Origin of the sequence: Pseudoalteromonas sp. DY56-GL79, assembly GCF_041414765.1 — a bacterium.
Lineage (GTDB): Bacteria > Pseudomonadota > Gammaproteobacteria > Enterobacterales > Alteromonadaceae > Pseudoalteromonas > Pseudoalteromonas piscicida.
Genome location: NZ_JANHZS010000001.1, coordinates 201,042 through 225,583 on the forward strand (window position 1 = coordinate 201,042; position 24,542 = coordinate 225,583).

At 42.8% G+C, this 24,542-nt stretch carries 25 protein-coding genes and 1 pseudogene; 19 read left to right on the top strand and 7 right to left on the bottom strand.

Features of this window, described 5'->3' with window-relative positions:
- Positions 1 to 155 precede the first annotated feature (155 nt).
- The 4 genes and pseudogenes from NO992_RS00760 to NO992_RS00775 all read left to right on the top strand — a co-directional run.
- Positions 156 to 1,361 (top strand): aspartate aminotransferase family protein, encoded by a 1,206-nt coding sequence (locus NO992_RS00760; protein WP_371373502.1) that lies wholly within the window; start codon positions 156 to 158, stop codon positions 1,359 to 1,361.
- A 30-nt stretch (positions 1,362 to 1,391) separates the two neighbouring features.
- Positions 1,392 to 2,417, top strand: a complete 1,026-nt coding sequence (astA, locus tag NO992_RS00765) for an arginine N-succinyltransferase (RefSeq protein WP_010372999.1) — start codon at positions 1,392 to 1,394, stop codon at positions 2,415 to 2,417.
- Between the two features lie 76 nt (positions 2,418 to 2,493).
- Entirely contained in the window at positions 2,494 to 3,297 is an 804-nt protein-coding gene (locus NO992_RS00770) for a DUF1338 domain-containing protein (RefSeq protein ID WP_010373001.1), read from the top strand.
- 33 nt (positions 3,298 to 3,330) lie between these two features.
- Positions 3,331 to 3,381: pseudogene (locus NO992_RS00775) on the top strand (MJ0042-type zinc finger domain-containing protein); the annotation flags it as partial.
- A gap of 37 nt (positions 3,382 to 3,418) precedes the next feature.
- Here the strand turns inward: NO992_RS00775 and NO992_RS00780 are convergent.
- Positions 3,419 to 4,309, bottom strand: coding sequence for a hypothetical protein (locus tag NO992_RS00780; RefSeq protein WP_371373507.1), 891 nt, complete (start codon positions 4,307 to 4,309; stop codon positions 3,419 to 3,421).
- 226 nt (positions 4,310 to 4,535) lie between these two features.
- Here NO992_RS00780 and NO992_RS00785 point away from each other — a divergent pair, with 226 nt between their 5' ends.
- A complete protein-coding gene (locus NO992_RS00785) occupies positions 4,536 to 4,895 on the top strand; it encodes a hypothetical protein (RefSeq protein ID WP_305775885.1) in 360 nt (119 codons plus the stop codon).
- A gap of 161 nt (positions 4,896 to 5,056) precedes the next feature.
- Here NO992_RS00785 and NO992_RS00790 read toward each other — a convergent pair whose 3' ends face one another.
- Positions 5,057 to 5,599, bottom strand: a complete 543-nt coding sequence (locus NO992_RS00790) for a cysteine hydrolase family protein (protein WP_371373510.1) — start codon at positions 5,597 to 5,599, stop codon at positions 5,057 to 5,059.
- Positions 5,600 to 5,827: 228 nt separating this feature from the next.
- Here NO992_RS00790 and NO992_RS00795 point away from each other — a divergent pair, with 228 nt between their 5' ends.
- Positions 5,828 to 6,718, top strand: a complete 891-nt coding sequence (locus NO992_RS00795; protein WP_371373513.1) for a formylglycine-generating enzyme family protein — start codon at positions 5,828 to 5,830, stop codon at positions 6,716 to 6,718.
- Positions 6,719 to 6,863: 145 nt separating this feature from the next.
- Positions 6,864 to 7,805 (top strand): formylglycine-generating enzyme family protein, encoded by a 942-nt coding sequence (locus NO992_RS00800; protein WP_371373516.1) that lies wholly within the window; start codon positions 6,864 to 6,866, stop codon positions 7,803 to 7,805.
- A 19-nt stretch (positions 7,806 to 7,824) separates the two neighbouring features.
- On the opposite strand, the gene NO992_RS00805 is transcribed toward NO992_RS00800, so the two are convergent.
- Positions 7,825 to 10,728: a hypothetical protein gene (locus NO992_RS00805; RefSeq protein WP_371373519.1), complete on the bottom strand. Its 2,904-nt coding sequence runs from the start codon at positions 10,726 to 10,728 to the stop codon at positions 7,825 to 7,827.
- A 371-nt stretch (positions 10,729 to 11,099) separates the two neighbouring features.
- Between NO992_RS00805 and NO992_RS00810 the strand changes: the two genes are divergently transcribed.
- Positions 11,100 to 11,930, top strand: a complete 831-nt coding sequence (locus tag NO992_RS00810; RefSeq protein WP_010373016.1) for a polyphosphate kinase 2 family protein — start codon at positions 11,100 to 11,102, stop codon at positions 11,928 to 11,930.
- 3 nt (positions 11,931 to 11,933) lie between these two features.
- A complete protein-coding gene (locus tag NO992_RS00815; RefSeq protein WP_371373522.1) occupies positions 11,934 to 13,247 on the top strand; it encodes a DUF2252 family protein in 1,314 nt (437 codons plus the stop codon).
- Here the strand turns inward: NO992_RS00815 and NO992_RS00820 are convergent.
- The gene (locus NO992_RS00820) at positions 13,244 to 14,197 is read right to left on the bottom strand and encodes a ribonuclease Z (RefSeq protein ID WP_371373525.1); all 954 of its coding nucleotides are present in this window, start codon (positions 14,195 to 14,197) and stop codon (positions 13,244 to 13,246) included. The two genes, NO992_RS00815 and NO992_RS00820, sit on opposite strands and share 4 nt — an antisense overlap.
- Before the next feature lie 103 nt (positions 14,198 to 14,300).
- On the opposite strand from NO992_RS00820, the gene NO992_RS00825 reads away from it, so the two are divergent.
- The 6 genes from NO992_RS00825 to NO992_RS00850 all read left to right on the top strand — a co-directional run bounded on the left by NO992_RS00825 (position 14,301) and on the right by NO992_RS00850 (position 19,510).
- Positions 14,301 to 14,840, top strand: a complete 540-nt coding sequence (locus NO992_RS00825) for an isochorismatase family protein (RefSeq protein ID WP_226899315.1) — start codon at positions 14,301 to 14,303, stop codon at positions 14,838 to 14,840.
- Positions 14,841 to 14,884: 44 nt separating this feature from the next.
- Entirely contained in the window at positions 14,885 to 15,148 is a 264-nt protein-coding gene (locus NO992_RS00830) for a DUF3081 family protein (protein WP_010373027.1), read from the top strand.
- A complete protein-coding gene (locus NO992_RS00835) occupies positions 15,141 to 15,470 on the top strand; it encodes a hypothetical protein (RefSeq protein WP_371373529.1) in 330 nt (109 codons plus the stop codon). The genes NO992_RS00830 and NO992_RS00835 overlap by 8 nt, the downstream gene beginning before the upstream one ends.
- Entirely contained in the window at positions 15,463 to 16,941 is a 1,479-nt protein-coding gene (locus NO992_RS00840; protein WP_371373532.1) for an FAD-binding domain-containing protein, read from the top strand. Before NO992_RS00835 ends, NO992_RS00840 begins: the two co-directional genes overlap by 8 nt.
- Before the next feature lie 124 nt (positions 16,942 to 17,065).
- Positions 17,066 to 18,670, top strand: a complete 1,605-nt coding sequence (locus tag NO992_RS00845; RefSeq protein ID WP_371373535.1) for an AbgT family transporter — start codon at positions 17,066 to 17,068, stop codon at positions 18,668 to 18,670.
- Between the two features lie 222 nt (positions 18,671 to 18,892).
- Entirely contained in the window at positions 18,893 to 19,510 is a 618-nt protein-coding gene (locus NO992_RS00850; protein WP_371373538.1) for a glutathione S-transferase family protein, read from the top strand.
- Here the strand turns inward: NO992_RS00850 and NO992_RS00855 are convergent.
- From NO992_RS00855 to NO992_RS00865, 3 genes are read right to left on the bottom strand one after another with little or no spacing between them, the layout of a single operon-like run.
- On the bottom strand, positions 19,507 to 19,956 hold the full coding sequence (locus NO992_RS00855; RefSeq protein WP_371373541.1) for a DMT family transporter: 450 nt from the start codon (positions 19,954 to 19,956) through the stop codon (positions 19,507 to 19,509). The genes NO992_RS00850 and NO992_RS00855 overlap by 4 nt on opposite strands.
- A 2-nt stretch (positions 19,957 to 19,958) precedes the next feature.
- The gene (locus tag NO992_RS00860; protein WP_371373544.1) at positions 19,959 to 20,594 is read right to left on the bottom strand and encodes a nitroreductase family protein; all 636 of its coding nucleotides are present in this window, start codon (positions 20,592 to 20,594) and stop codon (positions 19,959 to 19,961) included.
- Positions 20,595 to 20,654: 60 nt separating this feature from the next.
- The gene (locus NO992_RS00865; RefSeq protein ID WP_371373547.1) at positions 20,655 to 21,254 is read right to left on the bottom strand and encodes a Crp/Fnr family transcriptional regulator; all 600 of its coding nucleotides are present in this window, start codon (positions 21,252 to 21,254) and stop codon (positions 20,655 to 20,657) included.
- A 53-nt stretch (positions 21,255 to 21,307) separates the two neighbouring features.
- Between NO992_RS00865 and zapE the strand changes: the two genes are divergently transcribed.
- The 4 genes from zapE to NO992_RS00885 all read left to right on the top strand — a co-directional run bounded on the left by zapE (position 21,308) and on the right by NO992_RS00885 (position 24,537).
- Entirely contained in the window at positions 21,308 to 22,393 is a 1,086-nt protein-coding gene (gene zapE, locus NO992_RS00870; RefSeq protein WP_371373550.1) for a cell division protein ZapE, read from the top strand.
- Positions 22,394 to 22,480: 87 nt separating this feature from the next.
- Positions 22,481 to 23,254: a hypothetical protein gene (locus tag NO992_RS00875; RefSeq protein WP_371373554.1), complete on the top strand. Its 774-nt coding sequence runs from the start codon at positions 22,481 to 22,483 to the stop codon at positions 23,252 to 23,254.
- Positions 23,244 to 23,585: a hypothetical protein gene (locus NO992_RS00880; protein ID WP_371373557.1), complete on the top strand. Its 342-nt coding sequence runs from the start codon at positions 23,244 to 23,246 to the stop codon at positions 23,583 to 23,585. The genes NO992_RS00875 and NO992_RS00880 overlap by 11 nt, the downstream gene beginning before the upstream one ends.
- A complete protein-coding gene (locus NO992_RS00885; RefSeq protein WP_371373559.1) occupies positions 23,575 to 24,537 on the top strand; it encodes a hypothetical protein in 963 nt (320 codons plus the stop codon). The genes NO992_RS00880 and NO992_RS00885 overlap by 11 nt, the downstream gene beginning before the upstream one ends.
- Positions 24,538 to 24,542: the final 5 nt, after the last annotated feature.

Here is a 24,542-nt window from a genome sequence, read left to right on the forward strand (position 1 = left end):
AAATGATAGCAAATATGTGAATTATTGCACTGCAAATTATTACAAAAGCGCGTAATAATGAAGAAATAGCAAGTTGGCTGTGAGCAGAACAACAAGTAAACAGCTTCTGCCCGACAGTGATACCGCACAATGATAACAATTTAGGAGAAAGCGTCATGCAAGCAAATCGCGAATTATTCGATGAAGTCATGGTTCCAAACTACAACCCGTCAGCCGTTATTCCAGTTAAAGGCCAAGGCTCTCGCGTATGGGATCAGACAGGTAAAGAGTTCATCGATTTTGCAGGCGGTATCGCCGTAAACTGTCTAGGCCATTGTCATCCTGCGCTCGTCTCTGCACTTAAAGAACAAGGCGAAAAAATTTGGCACTTATCAAATGTAATGACCAACGAGCCTGCGCTTCGCCTTGCCAAAAAGTTAACTGATGCAACATTCGCAGACAAAGTCTATTTCGCAAACTCAGGCGCTGAAGCAAACGAAGCGGCACTTAAACTTGCGCGTCGTTGGGCTCTGGATAAATTTGGTGCAGAAAAAACGCAAATTATCGCATTCAACAAAGGCTTCCATGGCCGTACTTTCTTCACGGTAACGGTTGGTGGTCAAGCAGCCTATTCTGATGGTTTTGGTCCAAAACCTGCTGATATCACTCATATCGACTATAACGATTTAGCTGCATTTGAAAAAACAATCTCAGACAACACTTGCGCAGTCATGATGGAACCGCTTCAAGGTGAAGGCGGGATCATTTCTCCAAATGCTGAGTTTGTCCAAGCTGTGCGCGAACTATGTGATAAACACAACGCGCTACTTATTTTTGATGAAGTACAAACGGGTGTTGGCCGAACTGGTGATCTATATGCTTATCAAGGATTGGGTGTAACACCTGATATCCTAACTAGCGCAAAAGCACTAGGCGGCGGTTTCCCGATTGGCGCTATGCTTACCACCACTGAAATTGCAGCTCACCTTAAAGTCAGCACCCATGGCTCAACTTATGGCGGTAATCCACTAGCCTGCGCGGTAGCAGAAGCTGCATTTGACACGGTAAATACAGAATCGGTGTTAGCTGGCGTAAAAGCCAAAGAACAACTATTCAGAGATGGCCTAAATGCTATTAACGACAAATACAATGTATTTTCTGAAGTACGCGGTAAAGGTCTTCTTCTTGGTGCAGTGCTCAATGATAAATTTGAAGGCCGTGCACGCGATTTCTTGGTAGCAAGTGCAGAGCACGGTTTAATGTCATTAGTTGCTGGCACTAACGTAGTTCGTTTTACACCTTCTCTTGTGATCACTGATGAAGAGATCCAAGAAGGTCTAGCACGCTTTGAACAAGCGGTTGCTGCAGTAGTAAACGGCTAAGGAGCTGGGGACCTCGGTCTCCTCTTTCTCATGTTAGTATTAAGACCAATACAAAAAACTGACTTCGACGCGCTAAAAACCATTGCGGTTGAATCTGGCCATGGGTTTACCTCACTGCCAGTAGATGACGAATTGTTGTCTAATAAAATTAACCGCTCAGTTGAAAGCTTTGCAAAGTCAGTGTCAAAACCATACGACGAAGGCTATTTGTTCGTCCTTGAAGACACACAAACGGGCGAAATTATAGGCACCACTGCGATTGAAGCTGCGGTAGGTATGTCTGTGCCTTTATATCACTATCATCTTGGCAAAACAGTACATCACTCAAGAACTTTGGGTGTCTATAATACCGTTGATATTCTGTCGATGTGTAACGACTACACCGGAAGCTCTGAGATCTGCACGCTATTTTTACGTGAAGGTCATCGCCAAGGGTTAGCTGGTCGCTTTCTTTCAAGAAGCCGTTTCTTATTTATGGCAGAACATGCTGAGCGCTTTAGCGATACCGTTATTGCAGAAATGCGTGGTGTAAGTGACGAACATGGCCATTCGCCATTTTGGCAGTGGCTGCAAGAGCACTTTTTTAGCATTGAATTTCCGCAAGCAGATCACTTGGTCGGTCTCGGGGACAAAGTTTTTATTTGTGAACTTATGCCCAAGTATCCCATCTATGCAAACCTACTAAGTCCAGAAGCACAAGCTGTGATAGGTAAAGTGCACGAGAAAACCAAGCCTGCTTTGCGTTTACTGCAAAAAGAAGGGTTTGAACACCGTGGCTATGTTGACTTGTTCGACGCAGGTCCAACGGTAGAAGCCAAACTCGACAACATTAGAACGGTTAGAGAGTCGTTTAAAGGTGAGGTTGAAATAGTCGCTTCACTACCTGACAAGCTCCCTAGTCTTGCTATTTCAAATGGTCGATTAGACGCGTTTAAAGCCACGTTTACCGATCAGGCTTATCTGTGCGAAGCAGAAGAAAAAATTCAGCTGACCGCAGAGGTAGCCAATGCGCTTGATGTCACTCAAGGTGAACTGATAAACGCATTTAAACTATAGATTTCAATGTCGTGCTGATACCAATTGGTATAAAGTTTAACAAGCTGTCACCAAGACAAAAAATTAGGAAACCATTATGCACAACAACGTAGATACACTATTTGAACACCTGTGGGACAACTACCTAGAAGTAACACCTTCTGCAGTTAAAGTTCATGAACTTCTCGGCTCAACGCAAAAAGACGACGTGATCAATGACCACATCGCATTGCGTACCTTTAATATTGAAAAAGTAGGCCTAGAAAAGCTCGCTGCACATTTTAAAGCTGTGGGTTATACAGAGTGTGGCGAATACCACTTTGAAGCGAAAAAGCTATATGCTAAACACTATGAACACCAAGATCCAACTAAACCAAAGGTGTTTATCTCTGAGCTGCTCGTTGAAAAATGTTCAGAAGAACTACAAGCTATCGTTAAAGACATGGTTGAGCAAATCGACGAGTCAGCAGTAACAGCTGAAAACTTCCTGTATTCTGGCACCCACTGGCGTGTTTCTCACGAGACATACAAAAAGCTACTCGCTGAGAGCGAGTATGCCGCATGGATGTCTGCATGGGGCTACCGTGCAAACCATTTCACGGTAAGCATCAACTACCTGAAGAACTTCACCACAATTGAAGCTGTAAACCAAGCGCTCAAAGACAACGGTTTTGAACTAAACACCTCTGGCGGCGAAATCAAAGGCTCTCCGGAAGTCTTACTAGAGCAATCTTCGACGCTTGCTGATCATCAAAACGTACAGTTTAACGATGGTGAATTTAGCATTCCAAGCTGCTTCTATGAGTTTGCTCTGCGTTATGCCAAGCCTGACGGCGAGATCTATACTGGTTTTGTTGCAGCTTCTGCTGACAAAATCTTTGAAAGTACTAACGCAAGATAATCGCGTTTAAAATCAGTGCTTGCCTAAGCACTCTGCCCAAATTGTAAAGCAGCCTTTATGGCCAATGCCAGTCAGCTTAACTGACTGGCATTGGCCATAAAGGCTGCTTTTTTAGTTAATATTAGCCACAACTCCAATCAAACTCGCGGTTTACCAAATCAAGCATACCTATCCCTCCGCCAAAGTTATGCCCACCTAAGATCTCTTCGAATTCAATGTAGTAAGGTGTAAGAAAATCAGGGATCCCTTGACCGTTTAAACTCGTCCCGCCTAAATGGTTTGGCGAAACACTCTCTAACCACTCAGGGTCGCCTTCGTACGGGTCAATATAACCTGTATCTTCATATTCGCTGGGCGTCTTGCCCGCATTAGGATCACTAGGGTTGGCAACAAGCGCAATTGCACGGTTAAAACTCACTGCTTCTGGGGGAATTCCACCAAGCTCGCGATATATTTGGTACTCTTCAGCTGGCAAACTAAGATACTGGGAATAGTTCATTTTCCAAAAGCAACTCGCCCCACCCTCGACTAGCCATTCAGGGACGCAAACATCATCTTCAAAATGCCGTTCAATAATGGTTGGCGGTGAACAGAGCTCGCCGTAAAACTCAGCTTCACTAAGCAGGAGCGTTGCGTAATAACAATCTAGCGTATCCGCTGCAAACTTACAGCTAGGATGAACAGTTTGCATCGCCTGCCAAAAGGGTTCGAATAGCGGTTCATCTGGCGACTGCTCAGCAAATAACGCCACTTCTAACCCTTCAATATATTCGGGTCCGCCATCATTATGCTCAACCGCGATTGCAAAAAAGCTAACCGCATACGCATTCTCATCAGTGCGATAGCCCTCTGGCAATTTTAGTGTAAAGCTGTGCTTTAGCGGATAACCGGTATGTGGGTCAAGCGGCCATTGATTGGCTTTAATTCCGGGGGGCAAACCAAATACCCAGCCATCAAAGCGTGTTTTATCGTCAATGGATTGTTTCAATATTTCGATATTATAAGCATTCATTACTATCTCCTTATTAAATAACGTTGCTTACTCGTAAGTTAGGGCCTGTTTATCTTTCAAGTTTGTTTTTGCAGCAGCAAGGATCAACAGACCCTAGTATAAAAGTATTAACCCCACAATTGAAATAGGTACTTAGACTTTTACAGTGTTTGAGACACTTAAAAATATTGCTTATATTCATTACCTGTTGATGAAGAGTCAGTAGGATTAGACAAGGATACTAGTTATGAATTATTTTGGAACGTTTGGTTCAACAGAAGAAGAGGCGCTTCGCCTTCTCATCCCTGTTGTCGACAGCGCTTTGAAAGCGCATGAGAGAGGAAACTATCAAGCATATTTATCTGTAATAACCGCCGACTTAGCCAAAAAGGTTTCTGAGGAGGGATTTTTACGGGCATACCGTGAAATCGCGCCGCAGCTTGGCCGCTTAAAATCCAAAACCTTGTTAGCGTCTCTTCGAAGAGGTCAGGATCCAATGCTGATATTTGCAGCGAAATACGAGAACACGCAAGACGATATCGTAATTAATATCACATTTAAAAACGCGACTACCCCGCCTTTAATTGCATGGATGTGGATTGAATAGTCCTTCGGTTCAAAGGCTTAGATTAAAACTTATAGGAGGATCGTTTCCGGTTTGCTTCACACTTGTGTAATAACATGTATAACCCTTAACAGTCGGTTATTAGGACGAGTAAGTGAAAACAGTGACAGGAAATGGTAATCCCTCAACAAAATTAGACTGTATCAGTCACCTAAAGCGATAATTTTGGCAGTAGACACCGCGGATATTTTCACTCCAAAACTGGAGATATTTGGCAGTGTGGCATTATGATGTATTCTTATTTGTTCACCTGACATGTGCTTTTTGCAATGCGTGGTATGGGCATCCGCCACTAATGTAACTGCATAACCCAAACCCCCGGCTCGCCGACTCGTTGTATCAACACAAAATTCTGTAGCATAACCACAAATATAAATATGTTGAGCTCCATGTCCTTCAAGTATGTTAGACAGATTTGTGTTTAAAAATGAGTCTGGGGTGGTTTTACGCACGAACAGATCATTGGCGTCAACTTGAAGTACCGATTGTAATTGCCAACCTTCACTACCATACTCAATCGCAGTACCGCTTTGCTCATGTTGAATATAGATCACCGGCATGCCTTGCTTTCGAGCCCAATCTGTCACTAAGTTAATTCGGCTTAACACCTCTTCACTTGCATACGGTTTGGGCTCTGGGTCGAATAAAAGACTCTGTACATCAATTACCAATACTGCAGATTTCATAGCATACTCTTTTTGGGCATAATCTTGCTTATAAATTCAAAAGCCGCCAACATCTTGAACAGCATTCATTCTTTCAAGGGTTGTAGTGCCCAAGCAATATAAATCACAAGCGTTATATTGTCATTTTAATATTTATACATTGGTCTTACTGCCACATTGGCTATGTTTCAATACAGCTAAACAAGTTATGATAAATGTGTATGCAAAGACCTTGTGGATAGCACACTTATGGACAAGATTTATCACCAGATATTAACCCATTTAGCGACATTACTATGCTTGGTCATAAGCGGGTGTGACGACCTTGGCCAAAAAATAGACGTGCTTACTGGCGAGCAAGACAAACAAGTACAGGCACTTATTGAGCGCACTAAAGCCCAAATGGTGTTTGTTGAAGGCGGCAGCTTTATGATGGGCGATGGCGGTGGTCCAAATAACTTGCCTTGGACCATAGCCCGCGACAATAAACCCGCTCATAAGGTGACCCTTACCAGCTATTCGATGGGCGCTTATGAGGTAAGCTATGGCGATTTTGATTTATATACCGCAGTAAACGGCCTGCCAAAAACCATGTGGACAAAATGGGATAAAGATGAAATTTGGCGCGCACCTGAATTCTCTGCTGGGGTGAATTGGTATGATGCCAAGAACTATTGCTTATGGCTGGCAAAACTCACACAACTCCCAATTGATTTACCAACCGAAGCACAGTGGGAATTTGCAGCACGAAACCGTGGTGAAAACATTTTGTTTGCCACCAATACTGGTATGCTTGAACTCGGTGTAAATTACTCTCTCGCCGAAGAGCCTGAACCGCATATTAGTGGCACCTATCCACCTAACCCATTGGGGTTTTATGACTTAAGCGGCAATATGATTGAATGGGTCAATGACTGGTGGGCTGAGGATTACTATCAACACTCCCCAGAACAGGATTCTAAAGGGCCAAAAGAAGGCACAAAAAAGGTTATGCGAGGTGGCAGTTTTTTAGAATCTCCACGTGGTAGTAATGTATATACGCGGCAAGAGTCTAATGAACTGAACACTAGCTATAGGGACATCGGGTTTAGATGCGCACTAAATAAACCGAAACCACTTCCTGTTCAATCAGTTAACTAGTGCATTATCATCACATTTATCACCGTAAAAGTCAGCGTTTATTCAAACTACTTACTTTATGCTGTCGCGATTTTGATTTCGCCTGTACGCTTGGTATGCTTGAGCTGCACTAAGGATAAATAAGTAACATACGGAAAGTCACCATATGGAAAATAAACGGATACATTCACTCTCCCACTTTGCCAACATTAACTGGCGCGATATTCTTGCCAATAAAAATACCACCGCTCCAAGTCTCGCATTACTGTGTGTAGTAATGACTGGATGTGACGACCTTGGCGAACGAATAGACGCGCTTACTGGCGAGCAAGACAAACAAGTGCAAGCACTGATTGAGCGCACTAAAGCCCAAATGGTGTTTGTTGAAGGCGGCAGCTTTATGATGGGCGATGGCGGTGGTCCAAATAACTTGCCTTGGACCATAGCCCGCGACAATAAACCCGCTCATAAGGTGACCCTTACCAGCTATTCGATGGGCGCTTATGAGGTAAGCTATGGCGATTTTGATTTATATACCGCTGTAAATGACCTACCAAAAACCATGTGGACAAAATGGGATAAAGATGAATTCTGGCGCGCCCCTGAATTTCCGGCAGGCGTAAGTTGGTATGGTGCTAAAAACTATTGTTTATGGCTGGCAAAACTCACACAACTCCCAATTGATTTACCAACCGAAGCACAATGGGAATTTGCTGCACGAAATCGTGGTGAAAATATTTTGTTTGCCACCAATACCGGTATGCTTGAACTCGGTGTAAATTACTCTCTCGCCGAAGAGCCTGAACCGCATATTAGTGGCACCTATCCACCTAACCCATTGGGGTTTTATGACTTAAGCGGCAATATGATTGAATGGGTCAATGACTGGTGGACTGAGGATTACTATCAACACTCCCCAGAGCAGGATCCTAAAGGACCAAAAGAAGGCACAAAAAAGGTTATGCGAGGTGGCAGGTTTTTAGAGTCTCCTCGCGGTAGTAACGTATTCACACGGCAAGAGTCAGATGAGCTTGATGAGGCGTATCGCGCTAAAGGATTTCGCTGTGCTCTAAATCAGTCGACAAAATTAAGTGTGCAACCAAACTAGCTTGGTTGCACGTATACAATTAAGCCATTGCGATAAATGGAGTTGTATTAAGCATAGCTACAGCAACCGAACCGGAACGTGCTCGGCTTGGTAGTTGGCGTCGCCATGCATCAAACTCACGCTGCTGAGCACCTTCTAAAATACTATTAAGCTGAGATAAGCCCTCTTCTCGGCTACATTTTTCGCCGCCCTCCCCCATATGTTGTAGTACTTCATCTAGCTCTTCAGTACAGAGGATATGCTTAAGTATAATAATAATCGCATTTTCGCGCTGCTCATTTAAGCCCGACCAGCTGTAGGCGTTTGAGTCTATAAGGCTAGCGAGGTTGGGATTCGCTAATAAGTTTAGAAAAGCTCCCTTGGACTCAGGTACCGTAAACTTCAGCATTTCTGGTGTTTGTTCAACTCTCTGTATAATGGCCTTGGCTTGCTCATGGATAAGCACTTTAGTTCTCCACCATTTATCAACCGAGTCAATCGTCCCACCAACAAACTCAGTAATATCTTTACCTGTCGCAATATGCATGGCTACTGCCTTATAAAGCACGTTAAATGCCAATGGCTGTATAAACTCAAGGTAATCATAATCATTATTTTTAAGCTGGTGATAAACAAATTGGGCAAGCGTGACAATTTCATCGACACCTATCTCACAGACTAATTCTCCGCCAGCACCTACGCCCCAGATAAGTCCCAATTTCGCGCGAAGCATAAACCTTCCGTCTTCATAACCAATATAACATCCGGCATGTGCACCAGCGCCAAATGCGCCTTCTGCCTTTCCACCTAGTTTAGCTAAATCACAAAAACTAGATTTACCAGATTTTTCTGGATTATCCCACTGCAAAGCACCAGTTAACTCACAGCCTGCGGATACCCCTGCGAATGCGCTGAGCTCGCCTTTTACAGGTTCAAACTTGCGATCGGCGCGGCTAAGTGCTTTTACTTGTTCAGGGGTTAATCCCTCAAGCATCATTTTACCTTGCTTTACTGTACAGCCTACATTCGCCGCCGCTTGTAATTTCGCGCCAGCATAGCCAAAAAAGGCAATGGTCGCATTTAATCGGAGCGCGCCTAAGTTTATCTCACGCTCTTTGGTCGAATTTTTAAGTGGCATCATAAACTTAAATTCATACCCTTTTTTATTAGGGTAGTAACCACTCATTGCAGCTTTTGCTTCACCAACAGCAAAATCAACTTTGGCATCAGCTTGAAATGAAAAGACACCATCCTTTGGGCTAAAGTTTGCCGCAATGCCTGCACCATGGGTGTAGCGCATTAATCGCGCCTCTGCACTGGCGTCAAAATAGTCGCTTTTTTCAAACCCTTTTATATTTAGATCTTTATTAAGCTCCCTAGCCCATTCGCCCCATATGGTTGTATACGTGTCGACGAGCTTCTTATCATACTTAAAATTGACCTTTAGCTTGCTCAAATCATTTTTAAGCGCTTTGTTCAGTTTGCTACGGTCTAAGTTGCCATTCGCATCGCTAAAACGACGACCGTTTCGAATGTCCGTATCAATTTTGTAGCGTCTAGTATGATTGGCGATTTTATCACTACGCACATAGGTATACTTTCGGCCTTTAAAGCCAATGACTTCGGTAATTTTATTAGCGTTAGGGCCTGAAACAAGTGGTTTTAGGGTCTCGTTTAACGCCTTTTTTGCATCAATTACTTTATCATCTTGCTTCGAGAGGTCTTGTTGTCCAGCCAGCGCTTGCTTTAGCTGCTCCATGGGAGAGTTAAGTACTTCCATTTCTTGCTCTAAAATATCGGCAAGTGACTGCGTGACTGCTATAAAGCTGTTATCTTCTGGAATATATATAAAATCAATAATTTCCTGTTGGTCTTCAGATTCTTCAACCGAAAAACTCACGGAGTGCGTCGCACCTCCGGCTTCAGCGGTTAATGTGTATTCCCCTGCCACAAGCGGTAGCGCCAACTCCCAATCGTAGCCTCTGTCTGGTAGATATTTGCCATTCACTTGCTCCAATATGGCTGATTTTGAACCCGACGTTGGCCCTTTCCAGATTAGGTTAACGCTATTGCTGTTATAAAATTGCCCTTTAACGAGTACATCAAAGCCGGTATTCACCCTGACTTTATCACCCGCTTTGGGAGGATTTTTTATAGTAAACTGAGGATGGTTGAAGCCATATATACGGCTTTCATTCGGTGTGCCAGTATACTCCTCGACAACACTCGCAGCAGTTTCTCCCGGCCCTAATACATGATTTGCAAAGCGTCTTTTAGTGGCTTGGTTTTGCTCTAGTTTTACGATTTGCTTTGGATTTGGTTGACCAATAATGACAGATGGCGCAATAGTATCTATGGGTTGTGCTGTATTTTCTAGCTTAGTGAGTGTTTTTTGAATCCCAGCGTTACTCTTACCCATTGACGGGCGCGTTGTACCTGCTCCTTGGCTGCTATTGAAGCCCACACCATCATTTTTTGGGTAATCGCTTGTAGCAGCATATTTAGCTACAGCACCTAAATGTGCACCGTTTTGGCTTAACTCTCCCGCCCCACCCGAGAAGCCTTTACTGCCACTAGAACTGAACTGACCTTCCACTTTAGCCTCAAGCGCTGACTTTTTAATAAACGCAAAGATCTCCTTTACATTGCCTTGAGAAACCGTTTTGAGACGTTGTGCTTGGTTATTTGAAATAACAAGTAGTTGTCTATCGTCATGGTGATGAAGTCCACCATGCCAGTAACGAGCTTCTTTTGGGTCAATACGAATATAGTCAGTGTGATGGGGGTTAAGTGCTTTAAGAATGATGTTGGGCACTTTAGCCATCGGCAATCTGGTTGGTTGTGCCGAATTTTTTACGTCTGAATCTGACTGAAAAAGTGAATCATCGAATGTACCTTGCTGTGCGTCTTGCACAAGCGCAGGCCACTTGTCAAAAGGCTTCATGCCAATCCTTCCTTGTTTATTCCGGTTGTTCCTCATCAATGCAATTTGCTACTCATCAATGAGCGCGAGATATTATTCGGGGTAGATTTTATACCGATGGAGTCAGTTATTCAATCAAGGAAAAATTTTGCTATTTACCTGTTCTAAATGATGAGAAATTTTTAACGCCGTTAGCGCCTGATTAGCTCCCTCAAATTAAGGAAGTGTAAGACAAAATGGTATGACATATCATTGTCAAAAAGTCCCTGTAGAGTTTAATCTAGGTTACTCTAACACGCTCAAAAGTTAGTTGGTGCGGTAATATTTTCGCGTTGAACAGCGCTTTGACAACAACGGGGCCAACTTAACCAAAGGCGATTAAAGGAGTTAGCATGACCAGTTATGTATCAGAAATAAAGGCGCTAAATCGCGGGCTAAGTGTTAAGCCTCCCATGACACATCCTGCTATTGATTCAAAAAAACACTACAAAAGCGAGTTAAAGTACTGGCAAACGCAACTATTACATGTGCAACAAGCCTATTTTCATCAAGGGAAGCGCGCTATTTTAGTGTTTGAAGGCTGGGATGCGGCTGGTAAAGGAGGCGCTATTCGCCGCATGACAGAAAAGCTCGATCCACGCGGCGTTAAGGTTTACCCAATCGCAAAACCAACGCCTGAGGAACAAGGCCGGCATTACTTATACCGCTTTCAAACTAAGCTACCACCTCGGGGCACTATGACTATTTTTGACCGTTCATACTACGGCCGAGTGTTGGTAGAACGGGTTGAAGCATTTGCTAGTGAGCAAGAGTGGCGCCGCGCCTATCAAGAAATCAATGAATTTGAGCGTCTGCTGACGGATGATAATGTCCGCATCGTTAAGCTATTTTTACACATTAGCGAAGACGAACAACTCAAACGCTTTACAGAGCGTTTAAATAATCCATATAAGCGCTGGAAACTAACGGAAGAAGATATTCGCAACCGCCAAAAGCGACAAGATTATGAGCAAGCAATTGATGATATGTTTGCTAAAACCGATACCAATTTAGCGGGATGGCATTTGATCCTCGCGGAACATAAATGGTATGCCCGCGTACAAGTGATGAAAACCATTGTCGAAGCACTAAGCAAGGGGGTTGATATTAGTCCCCCACCTATCGATAAAGCCGTTGTAAAACTGGCAAAATCTCAATTGGGTATTGTTCAAAGGGAGGACTAATCCATGAATCGTCACGACTATCTTGCATCTTACTTTAATGAGCGTGAAGGCATTCACGTAAGCAATGAGTGCAGTAAATTCGACAAAATGAGACTCAGTCCATTTCGGTTCTTCCGTGGTAGTGCCGCGCTTATGTATAAGGACTTACTGGAGCAACAACTACAGTTACCTGAAGCGGCCACCAGCCTGCCACTCACTTACGTAATGGGCGATTGTCATACGGGCAATTTTGGCTTTCATAGTGAAGAAGGCAGCCACGGCGATACCCTAATTTTTGAACCTAATGACTTCGATGATGCCTGCGTCGGACACGCTGTGTGGGACCTGTTTCGCTTTTTAGTGAGTTTACCGCTTACCCAACTAGAAGGTGGGCGTATTCAAGAGCAAGCTCAGGATATTAAAGACCGAAGTAAACCTTTGGTCAGTAAAGAGCTAGTTGCCCAAGCACAATTCGACTTTTTACACAGCTACCTAAAAGCTTGTCAGTTGTCGCTGGAACATAAGGTCGATAGCAACACAGGCTTAACCGAGTTTGATAATAACCATATATTGCATAAACGATGGCAAAAAGGGTTGCAAAGAATGGCGGGTGGCGCCGCGTTTACGATTAAAAGTACACTTGCTAAGGAAATCGACCTCAGCATTAAACCGCTACGTTTTCGCGAAGACAAACTGAAGTTTAAGCAACTTGACCCCGATTTAAAAGAAAACCTTATTTATCACTTTGCACCCTACGTTGATGACGAAATTTTAGATTGTGTTGAGCGTATCGACCAAGGCACAGGCTCATTGCATCTGAGCAGATATTATTTGTTGGTTGGCCCAAACGTACAAAAGCCCACTAAAGATATTTTGCCGCTATGCCACATTGTGGAGGTAAAACAACAGCAACTCGCTTCGCCTCTTGCTTACTTTGCAAATTTAAGCCCAGTGAATCGCTTAGATCCCGCACACTTAACCGTCAACAGTCAAAGAAAAATGCAGCGCCGCACCGATCTCATTTTAGATAATGCACTGTGGCAAGGCAGCCATTGGCTGGTACGCTCGCGCCATCATGCTCGCGTTGGTATAGATCCAGAAGACATCACCATCGGTAAACGTGCAGCGACTAAGTCGGGCTTTAGCCAATATGCAGAAGCTTGTGGTGAAGCACTTGCCCTTTCACATATGCGAGCAGATAGACGCTCCTTACAATTTCAAGAAGATGCAGTAGCCACTTTGCCTAGTCTCATTGATGAATTGGTCAAATCGGCCAGTCATTACAGCGAGCAAGTCGTAGCCGATTGGCGTTGGTTTTGCGAGCAATCCCAGAGCTAAGCAGTTGCGCACTCAACTTGCTTTTGCTTTGGAATGTCTACAATCAGACCATCCTCTGCGATGATGAGTGCATTGCTAAAGTGCAACTTGGCCTCTTCTATAAGAGGCTGCAGCATGCCCTCACCATGATAGCGCACGCTAAAATGAGTGAGCGCGAGCATGGGCACTTGATGTAATTGTGCAAATTGAGCGATGCGCTTGGCATCGCTATGCCCTGTATGAAATCCCACTTTATGAAGATCTGCAGCGGTAAAGGTAGCTTCATGAACAAGTAAATCGACCCCTTTTATCATCTGCGACAGCAAGCCGGGCTTTTCGTTATCACCACAAATTATTGCAACTCGAGGTTGCCAACTATAAAAACTGTAGTCATCCGGGGTTAAAAGTCGGCCTTGGTATTCTACGTCTTGGCCCTTTTGCAACAGGTTGTAGTGGCCACCAGACGCAATGCCATCTTGCTGAAGTTTATCTATTTTTAACTTGCGAGGAATGCACTTTTCCGTGAGTTTATAGCCAACACTGGGCACTCTGTGTTGTAGCGCTATGGTTTCGATATCGCAACATTCAAGATGTAACTTATCGTTTATTTCTTCAAGGGCGATGGTGATTAAGTCAAAACTTAGCCTCACCTCTGTCAGTGTAAAACAGCTTTGCACAAACTGAATAACAGCCCTCGGCGCAATTAATTTTAGCGGCGCTTTGCGAGAGTTTAACGCCATGGATGAAATGAGTCCGGGTAATCCATAGCAATGATCCCCATGAAGATGGGTAATACAAATCGCTTCGAGATGATATAGGGTTAACTCACTGTGCTGCAGCGCATGCTGGGTCGCTTCGGCGCAGTCAATTAGTACCCAGGCTTTGGTATTTTCAAAGCTTACTGCCGCTGCCGACATATTACGTTGCTTAGATGGGCTACCTGAAGAAGTGCCAAGAAAATGTACTTTCACGCCAAAACCGTTTACTTTTTAAGTGGGTATACCATTGTAACGAATAAATAACGTATTAGCGAAGCGCGCGTGCTCGCCTTGCAACGTAATCTCTAAGGAGAAGATGATGAATTTGATACCTTCGGACAGCATGATCTTAGTGATCGATATTCAAGAAAAATTTCGTCCTCATATTGAGGTATTTGGCGATATCGAGCGCCAAGTAACCACCCTACTACAAGCTGCAGAACATTTGACTGTTCCTGCACTGATTTTTGAGCAATATCCCAAAGGGCTTGGCCATACAGCACCGAGTTTACTTGAATTTAATCTCCCGGTTATCGAAAAAACCGCGTTTAGTGCTTACCACGTTGAATCATGCAAACAAGCTATTCAAGAATATAAACGCGACACCATCGTCGTGGTTGGTCTCGAAAGTCATATCTGTGTACAACAAACCGTCAATGACCTGCTGGCGGACAATTTCAACGTGGTGATAGTTGCCGATGGTATTTGCTCACGTAATCCAAAACACACAGATTGGGCGCTAATGCAGATGCAGGCAGATGGCGCACGCTTTTTGGCTTTAGAGTCTATTTTATTTCAGTGGCTAAAATCGGCCAAGAATGAGCAATTTAAGGCAATTTCAGCGTTAGTTAAGTGATCGGCTAGCACAGTGAAAGCGTATTCCAAGTATCGAGGTGAACAATGAAAAATGAATTAGATAGCAAGTTCTTGTTAACGGTGTTCGAGCATATTCAAAAGCACGGTGAAGTAACCGAAGAAGGTAAACGCTATGAGGGCATAGTGGCCTATTCAGATCCAGATGGTTACACCATATACCTGCAAGGCAGTGGCGTGTTACTGCGCTCTGGGTTTCATAATACTTATCACTTGGATTATGAACAAGATAAGCACAAAGACGATTTTATTAAGAAGCTAGATTACATTTTTAAAGAGGCGAATGAGTAGCTTATATCCAAATACCAACCGAGGGCGTCGCATTAGACGTCCCCGCCCTGAAAGCAAACAAACCCGCGCATACGTAAACATGGTAGTCGAAGCGCTTAGGGAAAATCCAAATAAACTCAAGATAATCAAAGATAACTGCGATGAATTTCGCCAGCAACGCTTTTCAAAACGTGGCTTTTTGCTCGCCATTGAACGCTTTGATTGGGTGTTTGCAGTGGACGGTGACGTAGAGCGAATTTGCCAGCAGATCCTCGCTGACGACTACATAGGCAAACGCCTACGCCGTTACCCTTTATTATTTAAGGGTGTGTTAGATGATTAATCTCGTTTGGCTCAAACGTGACTTAAGAGTGTTCGACCATAGACCACTTTACGAAGCGTGTAATAATGGCAGACCAACCCTGATCTTGTATGTTGTTGAGCCCGAATATTGGCAACTCCCCGATACCAGCGAAAGACAATTTCAATTTGTAAAGGAGTCGCTGCTAAGCCTTGCTGAGCAGTTGCAGCTTTTAGGTGGCACGCTGACGATTCGCCAGGGCGATATCATTGAAATACTTGAAAAGATCCATCAGCACATCGCGATCGCAACCCTTTATTGCCATCAAGAAACGGGGAATACATGGACATTTGAGCGCGATTTGCGTGTTATTGCCTGGTGTAAAGAAAGACACGTATCGTATGAAGAATATCGCCAACAAGCCGTATTCAGGGGAAAAGTGAATCGTGATAAGTGGCAACAGCAAGCCGAAGACTGGCTGCAAGGCGACTGTCTACCGACTCCTTCAAAAATTAATCCTCTGCTGCAACAGCATAGTGGCGTTGCACTTTTAAATGACTATCCAGGAAATGACAGCAACTCAGCGCCAAAGCCACAATTAGGTGGACTCAAAGCCGCGCAGCAAACCTTGAATAGCTTTTTTGATCATAGGATAGACAACTATTTATTTGGTATATCAAGCCCGGTAAAAGCTGTAAACAGTAGCTCCAGACTCAGTCCGTATTTGGCTTATGGCGTGCTTAGTCTCAAAGACGTGTTACATCAAACTCTTGCATTAAATGTTGACTCAAAACGCAATAAGAGCGGTTTTTTATCACGGCTTTACTGGCATAGCCATTTTGTGCAAAAGCTCGAATCAGAACCGCTTTATGCAGAGCGTGCTGTGCATGCATCCTTAATCGATATGCGGGCTAGTGAATTTAATCCGCAACGCTTTGAACTTTGGGCTCACGGCAACACGGGCGTCCCCTTTATTGATGCCTGTATGCGAATGCTGATCACCACAGGCTGGATAAACTTTCGCATGCGCGCCATGTTGATGGCGTTTTCAAGCTATCACCTATGGCTTGATTGGCAACAACCAGCAGCAAGACTTGCCACTCTATTTATAGATTATGAACCTGGGATCCACTATCCTCAGGTACAAATGCAGTCAGGCACTACTGGGATAAATCCGTTTCGCATCTATAACCCCATAACGCAGGGGCAAAAATATGATCCAGAAGGTCAATTCATTCGCCGCTACATCCCTGAGCTTAATCACGTCCCAACGCATTACTTACATACACCTTGGTTTTATAACGGCTTAAAAGAAGACCAATATCAGCGGCCTGCTATATTACCCGATGACGCAGCAAAAATTGCCCGTGAAAAAATCTCCGCATTTTATAAGCAACATCTAGATAAAGATGAAACAGGCAGAGTGCTTCACACTCACGCTTCAAGGCGCCGCTCAAGTCGTGGGCGCAAAAAACAAGTAAGTTCTGATAAAAATCAGCTTAAGCTATTCTAACTGTTCCGTTTTTGCACAATGTTCCGCCTTTCACCCTAAAAAGAGGACAAATAGCCGCTTAAGCATGACCTCATGTAAAAAAAATGCTAAGGTTGCGCCATTTTTTGGAACTGAGAATTTAGCTATGTCAAATGCTGTAGAGACGCAAGCTGATAGTCAGGACCAACAGGGGCAAAAAGGGGGATTATTTAATCGCTTCTTGGCAACTGTTGAGTTCTTAGGGAATATGCTTCCCCACCCTATTACTTTGTTTGCAATGTTTTGTATCGCCATCGTGGTATTCAGTGGTATTGCCGATTGGATGGGGTTATCTGCCATCGATCCTCGCCCAGAAGGCTCCGCGGGTCGCGACCCCGACGGTGTTATTGAAGTCGTAAGCTTGATGAGTGCTGAGGGTCTGCAACGCATTGTGACTGGTCTTGTGACTAACTTTACTGGCTTTGCACCGCTTGGCACTGTACTTGTTGCATTACTGGGGGTTAGTGTTGCAGAACACTCAGGCATGCTATCTGCTGCAATGCGCGGCATGGTAATGGGCGCTTCAAAACGCCTTGTTACCTTTATGATCGTATTTGCCGCTATCTTGTCTAATACCGCATCAGAACTTGGCTACGTTGTACTTATTCCGCTTGCCGCAATGATTTTCCATAGCCTTGGTAGACACCCACTTGCTGGCTTAGCCGCTGCATTTGCTGGCGTATCCGGTGGCTACAGCGCAAACTTATTGCTTGGCACCATAGATCCGCTATTAGCTGGTATTACGACGCCTGCTGCGCAGATGATTGACCCAACTTACCAAGTAGGACCTGAAGCGAATTGGTACTTCATGATGATTTCAGTATTCCTAATTGCCATCGTGGGAACCTTAGTCACCGAGAAAATCGTAGAGCCACGTTTAGGGAAATACGACCCTAAAGAAGCCAGCGTTGATTTAAGCGAAAACAATATCGAGAAGCTTTCAGTAAAAGAAAAATCAGGCCTCAAATGGGCGGGTGTATCACTACTCGTAGTAAGCATTCTACTTGCATTAACCATAGTGCCTGAAGATGGCATCTTACGTCACCCAGTAACAGGCGAAGTGGCGGGTTCACCATTTCTAAAAGGGATTGTGGTATTTATCTTTGTAACCTTTGCTATTCCGGGTTTTGTGTACGGTCGTGTGGTCGGCACCATGAAAAATGACCGCGATATTATTGATGCAATGAGTAAAAGCATGAGCTCGATGGGCATGTATATCGTGTTGGTATTCTTTGCCGCTCAGTTTGTTGCATTCTTTAAGTGGACAAACCTAGGTACTATCCTTGCGATAAATGGCGCAGCACTATTACAGGCGCTAAACCTAACTGGCCCTGAAGTATTCGTACTGTTTATATTCATGTGTGCACTCGTGAACCTAAGCCTTGGTTCATCATCAGCTCAATGGGCTGTCACGGCACCGATATTTGTTCCAATGCTAATGCTTATCGGCTATGCGCCAGAAACCATACAAGCAGCGTACCGAATTGGAGATTCAGTTACTAACCTTATCACTCCGATGATGAGTTACTTTGGTTTGATATTAGCGGTTGCGACTAAATACAAAAAAGACATGGGTATAGGTACTCTAGTGGCCACGATGTTGCCGTACAGCATGTTCTTCTTTATCGGCTGGGTTGCACTATTCTACGTGTGGGTATTTGGCTTTGGCCTACCTGTTGGACCTAACTCTCCTATCTACTACAATCCGTAGCTAATACTTTAAAATTATCTAAATGCCAGCATTTGCTGGCATTTTTATTTGTGAAAACCTCAACCCTCACCTAAGGTTGAATAGGAGACAGCGAAGAAGGAGCCGATTTTGGATACCAATAACGTTGCAATTATTACATTGGTATTAAACTAACTTCACGTGATCACTGTTATTTTATGCCCTGTTCCTGAGTGATACACGTGACCTAACATTAGGTGAATTATGTACACACTCTTTTACTATCCACAAAGTGCGAGCCTTGCGCCTCATATTTTATTAGAACTCATTGGTGAGCCTTATCAACTTGAACTGGTGGATATCAAAAAAAACGCCAACCGTAGTGCACAATACTTAACACTAAGCCCTGCCGGACAAGTACCTGCCCTCGTTGATGATGACTTTACCTTATTTGAAAGCGCTGCAATCTCTCAGTACCTTGCTGAAAAGCACATCGACAAGCAACTTATCCCAACTGAGCTAAAACTTAAATCACAGTGCCTGCAATGGATGCATTTTATGAGCGCTTCTATTCACAGCGACTTATTGATGTATACCTACCCAGAACGACACACCCAAAGTGCTTTGATGTATGACGACCTTATTCGCTCGCAGCAAGGTCGACTGGAAGAAGGGTTTGGTATTATTGATACGTTACTTGCAGACAATCATTACCTGTTTGCAAATCAATTTACGCTGTGCGACAGCTATTTATTTATGCTTTGTGAACGTGCGAAGACATTTTTAGAAAAAACGCCTTCGCTTAAGAATTTACGCCGCTATTATCGCCAAATTGCGGCAACACCAGCTATTAGCAAAGCCTTAGAAATGACTGAGTTTTAGCCTGAACGATTAACGTTAATAAGTACAATACCGGTCAGCACAGCAATCACGCCCACGACTTTTTGCAGGTTAATAGGCGTATAAGGTACACCAAAGAGACCAAGCTGACCGATCACCATAGCTACCACCATTTGACCACACAAGTAATAAGCCATAAGGTTACCTATACCCATTTTAGGAATTAAAAAATAACAGAGTCCCACCCCTGTTGCACTTAGCACCCCACCTAAACACCACAAGTACCAAGGCACCGCTTTTAGCTCTGAGGTTGCTGGCAGCGCGTTATCAGATACCCGAAAGGCAATAAAGGCATAGAATGCGCTGACGGTAAACGCCACTCCAGCTGCCAATATCGGACTTTTTAATAAGCCGCCAAGTTGTGCATTCATGCTTGCCTGCACCGCAATTGCACCACCTGCAAAAACGGCTAATATGGCAAAAATCATAGTCATACCTCAAGATGCAGCAAGTCTCTCGATTTCCTTACTTTGCTTGTATTCGCGTTTACATCCGTACTGTCACGAATGCCAATTGGCGCAATTAATACCGTGCGTAAGTTTAAGGATGAAAGACCCAACACGTCATCGTAGGCAACCTTATCGATACCGGTCATTGGGCAAACATCAATTTCCATACTGGCGGCTACCAGCAGTAATGTACCGAGGGCCAAGTGAGCCTGCTCAGAACACCAGCTATATTGAGACGCACAGTCCATGGTGTGTAGCGCGTCTTTCATACCCAATTCCATCTGCGCATAGATAAGCTCATCAAGGTTTCGATTCGCCTTAAAGTCTTGAATGTAGCGCTCTATTTGGCTATCAATAGGTGACATATCCGCAGCAAAAACTAATAGATGACTATTATCAAGCACCTTTTGTTGTCCATACGAATGCGGTAGTAATGCTTTTTTTATCGATTGCTTGGATATTTGAATAATCTTATAAGGCTGTAAGCCAAATGCTGAAGCACTCAACCCCGTTAGTTCAATTAACTTATCGACTTTGTCCTGAGCAATAGTTTGCTCAGAAAATTTGCGGACGGCGTAGCGCCAATTTAATAATGATTCTAGTTGTGATGTATTCATAAGTTGCTCTCCATTATGTGTGAGGCAACTTTAACAAGGTGAAGAGCTTGGCTCATTTACCTATGTAAACGAACCTGAATTTTTTAATGATTTTCTTATTCGGCTTAACTGTGTAGGAGTGATCCCAAGGTGTGACGCTAAATGGTATTGCGGTACACGCTCAGCAAGTTCTGGCTGCTCTTTTAAAAATGAGAGATAGCGCTCCGTGGCATCTAACTGCACCATATAAAGCTCTCGCTTATCCTTTTCTAACAACCAGTTCTTTTCAAGATACAGTATTTGAAATCGCATTAATTCCGGATTATCCATCAGCAGTGCTCTAAATTGCTTAAAATTAATTAGGACTACCTGTGATGCTTCAAGCACTTGGATCCCTTGATTGGCAGGCTCTTGGCGATGTAGAGCATGCATCACACCAGGAAACTCCCCCGCCACAAAAAAACGCTTGTTGTATTCCTGCCCAGCAGCATTGGTATTTACTAATCTAACTAACCCTTGATGTAAAAATGCAAAAGTTGTTAGGTATTCACCCTCTTGGTATAGCCACTCATCTTTCGCGAGTAGTTTGATGCTGGTGATCGCAGCAATAGCGGACCAAGTTTCTTCCGAAATTTCATAATAGGCGTCTACCGCTTGTTTTAATCTTGTTAGTGCATCCATGAGTTCTAGCTTTATGATATTATTCGGATTAACTATTCCTATTTGCAGTGTCTATGTCAATCTCTAGCCATTATCAAGCACAAATTGAATGTGGAAATCTTACTCCTGATGCAGCGCAGCAAGCTGCAATTTCAGCCTTAGATGCCCTGTCTCAATCACTTGCTTGTGGTCACTCGAATAAAGGCATCTATTTTTATGGCCCTGTTGGTCGTGGCAAGACCATGCTGATGGATTGGTTTTATGAATTCACTGACGTCGCAAATAAAACTCGCCTACACTTTCATCACTTTATGCAACAGGTGCATAAAGAACTCAATCAAATACAAGGTGTGAGAGATCCTTTAAAGCGGATCGCCCAAAACTGGGCTGAGCACACTTCTGTGCTGTGCTTTGACGAGTTTTTTGTCACTGATATCGGTGACGCCATCATTATGGCGAGATTGTTTGAAGCCCTTTTTGAAGCTGGCGTGATCTTAGTTGCAACCTCTAATTGTCACCCAACAGAATTATACAAAGATGGATTACATAGAGACCGCTTTGAGCCAACGATAGCACTGCTTTTAAGTCACTGCGATGTTATATCTGTATGTGGTGAGACAGATCACCGATTTAGCAAAGGTACAAAGGCAAACCACTACTTTGTCAATGATAAACAAGCATTTGGGGACGCCTTTACTAATGCCGGTGGCATATTCAAACCAGGCGTCCTGGAGATTAATCATCGTCTAATTAACGTGCTTGGCGCAAATGAACGCGTCGTATGTTTTGATTTTATGGAGATCTGCTCAAGCCCTCGCGCTACCATTGATTATATTGAGCTTGCACAGCAATTTAGCTGTATTTTTATCTCTGAGTTACCGCTACTTGGTGTTACTCCAGAGAATAAAGATGTAGCACAAGGGACTGAGGAAGGCTATATCCGCCCAAATAACTCAATGCAACCTAGGATTGGCGACGATGAGGCCAGACGCCTTATAGCGCTTATCGATGAATGTTACGAAGCCAAAGTACTGGTTGTTTTTTTGGCAGATGCGCCGATAGAGCAAATTTACCAAGGAGAGCAACTGGCATTTGCATTCGCTCGCTGTATTAGTCGAGTGACAGAAATGCAAAGTTGGTTAATCGCATCGCAAACATAAAAATACAACATTAAGATATAAAAAATTCACATACATCAAAAAAATGATATATTAAAAATAAACAAGATCCCTCACAAGGCGCTAGCTATGGTACTCTCTGATATAGAGATAAGAGAAAAAATAAAATCTGACAACTTAATTGAAACTGCAGAATTAAAAAACGTTGATCCCTCGAGTTATGAACTAAGAATGGGAAATGTTTATTATGACCTGACTGAAGATAATAAAAGAGTTGATCTGACATATAAGCAAGAAGTACTCATTAAACCAGGACACCTTGTAGTGCTTATTACTAAAGAAAAGCTGAATATGCCATTAGATTTAACCGCAAGAGTTATAAGTAAAGGTTCCCTTTTCAGTATTGGCTTAACTCCCATTTGTACTAGTGCAGATCCTGGTTTCTGCGGCCAGCTAGGTCTTGTTACTCAAAATATAAGTAACAAGTATATATCTATTCCGCAAGGAGAGTCTTTAGCCAAGATTGAGTTTTTGAATTTAAATAGTCCTGCAGGAGCTAGCTATAAAGGCCAACATGGTTTTCACACCGACATATGGCCTATTAAGGAAAGGTTACAGAAGGAGTATTGCGACATTAAAAATGACAAAAGAGTTGATTCTGAAGAAGAGGAAGCACATAAAATAATTCCAAAATCAACATCAGACTTGATAAAGAAAGTAGTAAAACGCCAAGTTAGGCTAAACAACTTACTAATACTACAAATTTTAATTAATGTTGGACTTGTAGCTGCAATTGAAAACAAATGGATGGACTCTTATATATCTCTTACTATTAGTATACTTGCAGGGGTAATCACATTTTACTATACAAACAAAAAATCAGAGGCAAGTTTTGGAAATTAATAAAATTAGAGAAATTCAAATAAAGCAAGATATTGAACTAAATTTCCCTGTTCATTTTATAAGCAAAGAAGATAAGTACGTTCAGCTATCTAAGGATCTAATTGGTCTATTTGGAGAGATAGGTGAATTTTCCAATCTAGTAAAAAAAATACAGTTAAAGATTGATGGAAAAGGATACAGCATAGATGAAGAAAATATAGAGTCAATGCTAATAGAAGAATGGGTAGACTCATTCATTTATATGCTTAGGATTTCTGAAATATTGGAAATAGATATAGAGAAAGAAGTAATAAAAAAAATCAAAATAAATAGAGAGCGTTATGGTAAATGAATCTAAAAAAATATTTTTCTTACCTGTAAACACCGGATACGGTGTTGATTCAAACCCTGATCAAATACTAATTGAATTTCATGAGAAAAGAAGTGGCCCACATATTCACGCATCAATTGTAGGTAACGTAGTCACGCCCAAAGGGTATGGGAGTAATGATGTTTGTCTAAAAATATCCGAACACTCGGCCTGGAAGGATTTGGCAAATGCTATAAAGCGCAAGGGAAGCATAGCGGGTATACAGCTAAGTTCAGCTTGGGCTGGATATCGAGGTATAATGAACTTCGTATCAAAAGGTCGACAGCTGGAAGATTACAAGAATAAGTTTAGCTCAATAGAAGAAAGTGAAATTGAAAGCATTTTCTTAGATTTTAAACATGGTATAGACTTAAGTATTGAACATGGGTTTGGACACATACAAATTCACGCTGCTCATGGATATTTAATTAGTCTATTAATTGATTCAAACTTCTGTGACAAGTATGAGTTAGCAAGAGTAAGATTATCAGAGTTAGTTGATTATATAAACATAAAAAAATGTGAATCATCCATCAGGTTATCCATGAGAACGGGAGTGCAATCAATAGACAAATTCAGATCTAATGATATTAAGGAAATATTAAAAATTAGAGCTTCCTACTTTGACCTTTCATCAGGATTTTATAATATTAATAAAAACCTAATATACCCTCAAACAGATTCTATGTTAAAATCGAGATTCATAGACTCAGTCAGAATATGTAAAGAACACAAGCAAAAATCCTTCATTCTTTCTGGAAAATCTCTTCAAAAGTTTCATCAGGAGCTCCCAGAAAATGCTCGAATCGGAGTTTGTAGAGACTTAATTGCAAACCCAAACTTTTTATTAGGCCATAATGAGGGGTGCAAAAACAAAAAAAAATGTCATTACCATTCGAACGGAACTAAGAATCTATATTGTGGTAGTTGGTAGTAATA